We start from the raw sequence: 9,189 nt of genomic DNA, 5'->3' as shown, positions 1-9,189 counted from the left end.
ACAGTAGTGGTTCCGATATCAAAAGCAACACCGTACAACTTGTTCCTAGTGTCGCCTGGCTCAACCGCTATGATTTTGGCGTTTGCATGTACAGCAGTAACAAAGAAGTCATCGCTCCTGATAGCCTTTGGTAGAAGTTTAAGTAGTCCAAGTTCTACACTTCGCGAGTGCTCATTCATACCTAATGCCCTGCGGATACGCGCTAGGTCATCCGTTTGATCGTTCACTGATGGCGGGGGCAAATCAACGAGGTCTTTAACGATATTAGGCTTTGGTGGAACCGTTATACGTAGTCCTTGAGAGAGAATATGGGGCTTTTCATGAACGGGCACTTCGACGGTAACATCGCCTAATGCGTGGCACTGGCAGGCTAGACGCATGTCTTGAGCAAGCTGTTCTTCCGATAAGAACCTGCGCTCAACCTTAGTGACCTCCGTTAGGGGGCCATTTACTTTAACAAGACATTTTCCGCAGGTACCAACACCGCTGCATGTGTTGTAAATCGAAACATTGGATAACTGAGCGAGTTTCAGTAATGTACGGCCATTTTCTGAAGCGATATTTTTTGATGCCGGAAGAAATGTCACATCGCCTGTTGATTTTGTATCTGCCTTCATAAACCCTCAATCTTTACTACTGGGAGCAAAACCGGACTGTTTTATCTTTAGCTTACGTGTCTTTAATTGCTATTACTATTGTAGTCCAGCTAAAGTTCCGATTACAAGTTAATGCAGCTAACCCTAGGGATTTTAGGTTTGTTTGTGAGAATACACCGCTAACTTTGCGGGTAATTGCCTTCTTTATGTAAAACATCCAAAATCAGTTCGTAACGGGATAGCTTCATGCCGGTGTAGATGCAATTGCTGGTGGAGAAGATATAACCGCCGCCGGGCATGCCGTGTTTGAGGGCGTAACGCGCGGATTCAATGACCTCTTCGTCTGTGCCTGTATCCAAAAGGCCGCAGTTAACATTGCCGATAAGGCACACCTTATCGCCATAGAGGCGTTTGACTTCGGCAATATCAACACCAGCTTGTGGATCGATTGAATGGAGGGCATGGGGATTAGCTTGGACAAGTTGGTCGATAATGGGCATGATATTGCCGTCGGTGTGCTTGATTGCATAAAAGCCCATATCCCGATAGCCTTTGATAACCTTGGCGAGGTAGGGGGTTACGAACTCGCTGAACTGAGATGGGCTTAGGAAAGGTCCCGTGTTGAGGCAATAATCGGTACACATGGCGAAACCGTCCAGCTCCCCATGTTTCATCAGCTTCTCAGCCCTTTCCAGTGAACGTTCTACGCTTGCTTCTGCCTCTTGTTTAACTTTATCTGGCTCATCGGCTAAACGGCAGGAGAACTCGAACATCGAGCCACCATCCGGCATACCGAGTGTTGGATCTCCGTGAATGAGAAGGCAGTACTTATCGCCAATCTTGTCTCGCAGGATATCTAGCTGTCGTAATATCTCATCATCACGCCAGGGGTTGGCAGAGAACATTATGGCATCATGCCCGAAACGTTCAGCTGAAGCGATGCGAACATCTGCCATATCCTCTCGATGAAGCTGGCGTTCCTTCTCTTCCATCTGATCCCATTGGTGGTAGGCGCGGTGTTCAGGGTGCACCTTGCCGAATGCTTCCATTGTTAGATAGAAGACCAGTTCCCAGTGGGGTACGCGTCCTGTTATGGGCTGCCTGTTCAAAGCGGCGATAAATCGTTCTTTTGGCGTCATTTCTTGTCTCCTATCGTCAATCTGTCCCAACTTTCGTAGACCTGGAGCACATTCTCTGGCTTTCCCCCAGGCCCGAATTCACATTGGGCGATGCAACCACCGTTGTGCCACAGATTCTCGTACACCTTGGTTACGGCTTGGTCAATGTCGTTTACGGTTCCGTTAGGCAGCAGGTGTTGCCGATCGATTTCACCCCAAAAAGTAATCTTGCCCGCAAAGGGCTTTAGATTTTCGATGCCCATGCAGAAGAGTTGGCTGTTAAGGGCATCAATTCCAATCTCGATCAGGTCGGGATAAATGCTTAAAATATGACCGTCAGAGTGCATGAATATCTTTTTGCCTGCTGAATGGACGATCTGAGCAAAGTCACGGTACATAGGTTTAAAATAATGCCGCCAGAGGGCAGGGGAGACAAGAAGGGCGCTTTGTGCTCCCCAGTCGTCCATAAACTGCAGACTGTCAATATCCGTCTTTGCCCATAGCGTAAGCGTTTCGCAATAAAAGTTATGCATATCCTGTATGAATGCTAGCATCTCAGGTTCCGGGTCCATTAAATCAGCCATTAGGTCAGCCGACCCGCGAAGAAATTGAAGCTGTTCGAAGGGACGCGGGCATACTCCTGCCATCGTGAACTTATTCGTCGTTGCACAATCTCGGTTTACAGCTTCCATATTGATAGTCTGCCACTCTCGCGGGATATGGACTTTAGGCACATCGGATGACCACTCTTTGATAAGCGGTTTTTTGACCTCACCGTGGATACCGTCTTGGATTGTGATAAACTTTGCGCCCCAATCATCTACATACTCACCTTTGAGGTAAGGGTGTCCACTGGTGATCGGAGATTGTTGCGACAGGTGCCCGCTAATTCCCTGAATGTCTCCTGGAAAGGCTTCAGAAATCTCTTTAAGCTCATTAGGATAAGTATTTGCTGCAATCGGCAAAGTCCAGTGGTCGCGTGGCGCACGGTAGGGGTTCTCGAAGTTCAAGGCTTGGTACATTAATTCTCTCGATGTTGCGCTCAATTGGCTGCCACTCCTGCATTATGATCATCCACAATCTTACCCACCAAACGAATGCGCTCGATATCACCCTGGGAGGACATCTCGTCAGAAATCCCAAGGATAAGCTGACCAGCAAAGAGCTTTATGAGCTTCTCGGTGAATTCAGCGAGTTCTTCTTCTGAGTAGGTCGTATCAAATAAAACCGCAGGGATGCCGTCCATATAAACAATCTCATCCCCAAGCGCTTCTTTTATCTCTTCTAGAGTGACATCACCTTGTGGGAGAGGGGTGATTGCTTCTATCCCATCGAGACCGGATATCTTGGCGTATTTGAGGATTGCTTTCGTATCACCGTCCCAGTGCGAGTTTACGAATTTGCCGCATTGATGAAGCTTTTCGCAGCGCTCAATATAAGCAGGCAGCACATATTTCTCGTAAAGGGCAGGGGAAAGCGTTGCGCAATGAATATTATCTCCGAAGTTAATAAGTTCGATTGGAGACTTGTTAATTACCTCGATGAGGCGCAGATGACTTTCATGCAGGGCGCGGAAGTAATCATCGACCGTTGTGCCCCATTCCATGAGCGCATAGACGCCACGTTCGACCCCCATGGTGTTGATATAGAGGTCTTGAACGTTGACACGTGGCATATATATGTTTGGCGCTCCGAGGCGTCCCCATTCGTTGCATATTTCCTCGTACTTGTTTTGGTTCCATTCCCATTCGGTATGGTCGGCTAGCCAAGTGGCGACTTTCATATCCTCAGGTCTCTCAATCAACCGCTTTTCTTGTATCCGGGCAAAACTATTGGGGGTGCTGCGGCTAATCGATGACATTGTGCCAACGGGAGTTTCGATAAGATAAACTTCTTTATTTGAGCCTAAGGGTTCACTTTTGAAGGTAACGTTAGCCTCAGTTGAACGAAAGCAGGCGTTAAAATCATAAATACGATTGGAACATCCAAGCGAACGGTAAATCTCAGGTGTCGTCATGCCTTCATAGGGTTCAGGAAGCGGTTCCCCCCTAAAACTACGATCTGCGAAATAACAAAGGATACGAGGCTGCCAAATGACCTTTTTGCCTGCTCTCTTGCAAGCAATGTCTAAGTTTAGCTGCCAAAGGTCAACATTTCGGTGATCGGTCGGTCTGTGCAATTAAATCTCCTGACAGCTGATAAATAAGAATAAGGCAACTTATGGTGTGTGCTCTTTGGCATAATCCAGCATGGCATGAAGGTTCTCTGGTGGGGTATCTCTTGGTACTTCACAACCTGCGGCTACAATAAATCGGTTTCCTGCTTGCTTGTGGCATTCGGCAACTGCTTCGTAGACGCTTTCGGGTGTTCCGTCTTTGAGCGTTCGAACGGGATCGATGTTGCCACTGATGACTTGGCTTGGTCCCATTTTATCTCTGCCTTCAGAGACGGGGGTAATATAATCTAAATCCACAATCTCGCAGCCTAATCCTCCCATGCCTTCAAGAAGAGGACGAGTATCGCCGCAGATATGCAACCGAACCAATCCGCCAAGCGCATGAATGCCATCAACTAGCTTCTTTTCGTATTGCCAGACAAAATCGTTATAAATCTTCGGCCCCACTAATGAAGCGGCGGCGTCACCGATGCCGATTATATCCGCGCCCATAGCTAGTTGCGCTTCGGCAAACTTTAGCTCCATTTCTACAACGAACTCGAATAATTGGTGAACGAATTCAGCTTCATCGTAGAAATCGGTCATTAGAGTATTGATGCCCCTTAAATCTGCTCCTTCAGCGCAGGGGCCTTCTATCCATCCTTCAATTAGTTTGCTATAGCCAACTTGTTTTTTCATGAGCGCAATCGCATTTAGGCGGTTGTGCATTCTCCCTCCGCCGTAGGGATTAGGGATTATTAGCTTGTCCAGCTTGCTCATGTCGGAAAGTAACGCCGAGGACTCTTCGATCGCAGGAGGTTGATCGGGAAAGAAGACCACCTTGGCGCCTGTATCAGCAGCTTCGCAAGCAGGATCGGAGATAGTACTCACGTAGTCTATTATGAAGTCTTCAGCTACTAATATTTGACCATCGGTTTGCACCTTATAATTGGTTGCATAGTCCTGATACCTTACGCCAATTCTCTTTGACGCGAAGGTCATCGTAATCGGCATGAAGGGCAGGTGGTCTATCGGCTTGCCTTCGATCAATGCGAGAATGCGCTCTCGTCCGGTCATACTAACCTCCTAAGGCTTTAACTGTAGCGCTTATGAACTCAGGGCTAGTTCCGCAACACCCGCCGATAAAGCTAGCGCCTGCCTTAACAAGTTCCGGCACATACGATACGAAGCTATCCACGGATGAGCGAAAAACTGTTTTTCCGTCAACTAATTGCGGCAATCCTGCGTTCGCTTTAATCCAAATGGGGAGATTTGTCGCTTGGTGCAATCGGGAACAAATGGGGACATACTTTTCGATACCCTGGCCGCAGTTTGCGCCTATCACATCTGCGCCTGCTTCTGCTAAGCGTTCGCAAACTTGCTCAGGGGTTGCTCCCATCATCGTTCGGTCGTTATCTTTGCCGGAATCAAATACCATGCTAGCAACAACCGTTAATCCCAATTCATGAGCCACCGATACTGCAATCGCTGTTTCATCCAGATCGCTCATGGTTTCAACGACGACTCCGTGCGCTCCCCCTTTAGCGAGGGCTTCAATCTGTTCGGTGAAGACAGAGCGCATCTCATCTTCTTCAATATCACCCATAAGAAGGAACTTACCGGTAGGGCCGACTGATGCAAAGACAAATGCGCGGCTTCCCGCCGCTTTTCGCGATATTTCAGCACCTATTCGGTTGATTTCTTGCGCGCGTTCAGCCAGATGGTGACGTGCCAGAGTTATTCGGTTTGCTCCGAAGGTGTTGGTGAGAATGATGCGGCTTCCGGCTTCAACATATGCGGAGGCCACCTGTTCGACCAGTTCAGGATGTGTTAAATTCCACCCATCCGGGCATTCCCCAGCCAATAAGCCTCTTTGCTGAAGTTCCGTCCCCCAAGCTCCATCGGTTACGATTGGAGTTTTACTTAGTAGTTTTTCCATTAATTTGTTCATGATTTTTATTTAAGTATTAGGGTATAAACCCAATCTTGATACTGAATCCTTAATCCTAACACCCTCCCTAATTGCTGCAACCGTTTTCGCAGATGTTCATGAAAGCGGATACTTTGTCTTTTATGGTCTTTTCACATCCGGGAACACAAAGTACGTCACATTCAGAACCTAAGATGAATGGGTGACAGGCTTGTTTCATGTTATTAGTAATCTCGCAAGCAAGCTTCTTCACATCATCAAGTGTAATCAAGTTATCGGAGTAAAACTGTTTAGTTGGAAGGTTGCCAAACAGAACGGTAGTCTTAGGTACGCGAGAGGCATCTTCCCACAGCTTACGTGAACTACCCAAGTTCAAAATCGCAGGGTCTAGCTGAGTGAATTTGCTTACCATCTCGTCGATTAAGTCACCACAACAGTGGAAGAACAGGTCAACACCATTATCGTTCAAAAGCTTTTTAATCATTAAGTTATACCTAATGACGTAGCGATCGAAAATGTCGGAGCCATGATTAATCTGCTTAGGAGATAAATACACTTTGTTGGCAGCAGGTTCAGCAATAAAAACGATCTTAGCACCGGCCTTAATCTGATTGGTGATCGACTGAAGGATAAAAGTGATTGCTAAATCCAGTACCCTTTCAACTCGATTGACATCCTCATCCTCCTCAAAAGTTACACCAGTGCCTGCGAGGAATATGGGGGTGATGGGGTCACTTAAAAGTTTTGTCATTAAAGAAAACGGACCGATGCTCATCCCAACAGGTAGAAGGTCAGTTTTGTTGGCAATATAGGCAACGGCTTCAACATTGGCTTTAGTTTGAGGATTCTGTTTGCTCGTAGCGGCAGTTTTTAACTCAGTAATCATTTCATTTGTCGGAGCTTCACTAAAATGATATCTTGGGATATCTTTCAATGGAACACCTAAAACCGTCAACATGGATGTCTTTTCAAGCTCAAGATCCATGTGAGGAAGCGCAATGGGGGTATTGAAGCGTATCGCTGTTTCTTTTAACACGTTACCTAGCATCTCGCCATCTACCAATATTTCTTCAGCATCGGGTTTTTCTCGAAGTATGAGGTCAGCCCCGATTGGCATTTTTAGTCCTTGGTTTGCTAAATCAATGTAATACTGCCTATCCAATATATTTACTCCTAAGTTAAATCAAAATAGATGAACTATCTCAACCAGTTCATGCTAAGGTAATCGAAATAATATAAGCAATTATCGACGGGCACGTTGCTTGGGATGTGATTACCGACAGCGGCAAAGAAGCCAGGGCATCCCTTTGCCAGCTTCAACGTCTCGTCGACTTGATGCTTAATCTGTTCTTTTGTGCCGAAAGTGAGCGTTCTGCAATCTACCTTGCTGCCGAAGATTGCCTTGGTCTTTCCGTATTTCTCAACAACATAATCCAAACTAGTCATAGGTTCAAAAATCAGCCCATCAGCGCCCGCTTCTATGATGTCATCGATGAATTCAGTGAAATCGCCATCTGAGCAGAAGAGAACAGGGATATTGGCGTCATGCATTACTTTCCAAAGTTTCTTATAGCGAGGGAAGATGGCTTTTCTGTAGAAATCGGGGTGCATGAAGGCACCTTGGCTCCAAACCATGTCGTCATGGCAGATAAAAGCATCGATTTTACTAGTCTTCACCCAAGCCTTATAATGATGAAGAGTGATTTCATAAATGCTGTCGAGGACTTTTTCGAATCGTTCTTGGTCAGCCGCCGCCGCTAGCAGCATCTCCCATCCGAAAATCTGTATTGCGCCTGAAACGATTGTGTTGTAATAACCGGCGGTATTAATATAAGGAGAGCCTTTTTGTCCCTGGAGAAGTTTTTCGTAAAATTCAGTCAGCTCGTCTAGAGGCATAAGCCCGTATTCTTTCACTGCGTCGAATTCGAGCACTTCTTCGACTGAATTAAAGGGGCAGTGAACAGTATCACGCCAGTCAGTGCCGCCCTCTTGGAATACGGCATGGCCCATATCAGTGCATCGTCCTTTTGAGAAGCCAATTGGGCCGTCGTGGGTGTTCCACATGAAGTCAATCTGCCAAGCCTCGTAGAACTTAGTCCATGCGGAACTGTCGGTATTTGGGTCTAATCCTGTGACAGCTCTGACTAGGGCAGGGTTGGAACAGTATTCTGTATGTCCAAGCCTTTCGGGGTTCTGAAGCTTAAGCGCTCTCATTCCTAATTCATAACTCATATCGTCTCTCCAGCAACATATTAAAAGCTCACTTAAATGCATTTTACCCGCGTGATTATTGGAGTGAATAATAAATGAGCTTCAAAACAAAATAAAAGCCTCCCTTCGAAGAAACGAAGGGAGGCTTTATCACAAGATTACTGAAAGTCGATGCGGGCTTTGACCATGGGGTCGTCTTGCTGGCGGGTGAAACGGAAGCCAAGTTTGTCGCAGATGTGGCGCATGATGAAGTTATCGATAAGGATATCGGCAGTAACTGCTGATAGCTTCTCCTTACGGGCGACATCGAGAAGTCTGCGCAGCATCTCTGTTCCCAATCCCTTACCCTGAAATGCATCAGCGATAAGGATTGAGAACTCCGCTTCGTTAGTTGAAATCGCTCTTTTCAACCTTACTACGCCCATGATCTGAGGCTGGCCGGTTTCAGGGTCGGTGCGATCACCGACTAACGCCATTTCGCGATCGTAGTCGTTAAAGCAGATCCTAACGAGGCGGTCGTGGGCAACACGTTGACTGAGCTTGAGCATTTGAACGAAGCGTAGGTAAACCGTTCGCTCTGATAAGCTCTCATGGAATCGCGCTAGCGCCGGCTCGTCTTCTGGACGAATGGGTCGGATAGTAACATCCGAATTATCTTTCATTGTCCATGGGCCGGCGTATTGGGACGGATAGGGTCGAATTGCCGGTTTTGGCAGTTCAGCTTCCGTTACATCAAGATCGTGAACGATAATGCGAGCGTCGAGGGCGACGATCTTTTCTGAACCTGCAAGCAGCGGGTTAATATCGATCTCTTTCACCCAAGGTTGTTCTGTTACGAGTTGGCCGAAGCGCACCATTATCTGTTCGAGTTCATCCATGTCGACCGATTTGCGACCACGAACACCCTTCAGTGCAGTATAGATTTTGGTTCGTTCCATCATTCGGCGGGCCAGGGTAGTGGTCAAAGGCGGGAGGGCGAGAGCTCGGTCTTTGAAAACCTCGACTAATTGTCCGCCAAGCCCGAATAACAATACAGGTCCGAACTGAGGGTCGATACTGCTCCCAAGGATGATTTCATACCCTTCAAACTTAATCATGGGCTGAACGGTTACTCCACCGAAGTGCTCCGCTCCAGCTTTTTCAGTAACTGCCTTTTGAATCTCGTTGAAAGCTTTCTGG

Annotated in this window: 9 protein-coding genes; all 9 read right to left on the bottom strand. The window is 47.0% G+C overall.

Features of this window, described 5'->3' with window-relative positions; translation table 11 throughout:
* Window positions 1–617: 2Fe-2S iron-sulfur cluster-binding protein (locus tag WCO51_05900; protein MEI6512791.1), on the bottom strand; the 617-nt coding region annotated here is incomplete at its 3' end.
* Window positions 618–775: 158 nt separating this feature from the next.
* Window positions 776–1,735, bottom strand: a complete 960-nt coding sequence (locus tag WCO51_05895) for a uroporphyrinogen decarboxylase family protein (GenBank protein ID MEI6512790.1) — start codon at window positions 1,733–1,735, stop codon at window positions 776–778.
* Window positions 1,732–2,760: a uroporphyrinogen decarboxylase family protein gene (locus tag WCO51_05890; protein MEI6512789.1), complete on the bottom strand. Its 1,029-nt coding sequence runs from the start codon at window positions 2,758–2,760 to the stop codon at window positions 1,732–1,734. The genes WCO51_05895 and WCO51_05890 overlap by 4 nt, the downstream gene beginning before the upstream one ends.
* Window positions 2,757–3,893: a hypothetical protein gene (locus WCO51_05885; GenBank protein ID MEI6512788.1), complete on the bottom strand. Its 1,137-nt coding sequence runs from the start codon at window positions 3,891–3,893 to the stop codon at window positions 2,757–2,759. The genes WCO51_05890 and WCO51_05885 overlap by 4 nt, the downstream gene beginning before the upstream one ends.
* 39 nt (window positions 3,894–3,932) lie before the next feature.
* The gene (locus WCO51_05880) at window positions 3,933–4,946 is read right to left on the bottom strand and encodes a uroporphyrinogen decarboxylase family protein (protein MEI6512787.1); all 1,014 of its coding nucleotides are present in this window, start codon (window positions 4,944–4,946) and stop codon (window positions 3,933–3,935) included.
* Window position 4,947: 1 nt separating this feature from the next.
* Complete coding sequence (locus tag WCO51_05875) at window positions 4,948–5,808, bottom strand: homocysteine S-methyltransferase family protein (GenBank protein MEI6512786.1); 861 nt, start codon at window positions 5,806–5,808, stop codon at window positions 4,948–4,950.
* A 79-nt stretch (window positions 5,809–5,887) separates the two neighbouring features.
* Window positions 5,888–6,961: a uroporphyrinogen decarboxylase family protein gene (locus WCO51_05870; GenBank protein ID MEI6512785.1), complete on the bottom strand. Its 1,074-nt coding sequence runs from the start codon at window positions 6,959–6,961 to the stop codon at window positions 5,888–5,890.
* A 35-nt stretch (window positions 6,962–6,996) separates the two neighbouring features.
* Window positions 6,997–8,031 carry a uroporphyrinogen decarboxylase family protein gene (locus tag WCO51_05865; GenBank protein ID MEI6512784.1) on the bottom strand — a complete coding sequence of 345 codons (1,035 nt, stop codon included), beginning with the start codon at window positions 8,029–8,031 and terminating at the stop codon, window positions 6,997–6,999.
* Between the two features lie 137 nt (window positions 8,032–8,168).
* Window positions 8,169–9,189 (bottom strand): GNAT family N-acetyltransferase (locus WCO51_05860; GenBank protein ID MEI6512783.1); only part of this gene is annotated, 1,021 nt, incomplete at its 5' end.

This window comes from bacterium, assembly GCA_037131655.1.
GTDB lineage: Bacteria > Armatimonadota > Fimbriimonadia > Fimbriimonadales > JBAXQP01 > JBAXQP01.
This window is presented reverse-complemented; position numbering and strand designations above follow the sequence as displayed.

What these genes read in the sequence shown, in the direction of transcription:
- WCO51_05895 (MEI6512790.1), bottom strand. Translation starts at nt 1,735, where the DNA reads ATGACGCCAAAAGAACGATTTATCGCCGCTTTGAACAGGCAGCCCATA.
- WCO51_05880 (MEI6512787.1), bottom strand. Translation starts at nt 4,946, where the DNA reads ATGACCGGACGAGAGCGCATTCTCGCATTGATCGAAGGCAAGCCGATA.
- WCO51_05875 (MEI6512786.1), bottom strand. Translation starts at nt 5,808, where the DNA reads ATGGAAAAACTACTAAGTAAAACTCCAATCGTAACCGATGGAGCTTGG.
- WCO51_05865 (MEI6512784.1), bottom strand. Translation starts at nt 8,031, where the DNA reads ATGAGTTATGAATTAGGAATGAGAGCGCTTAAGCTTCAGAACCCCGAA.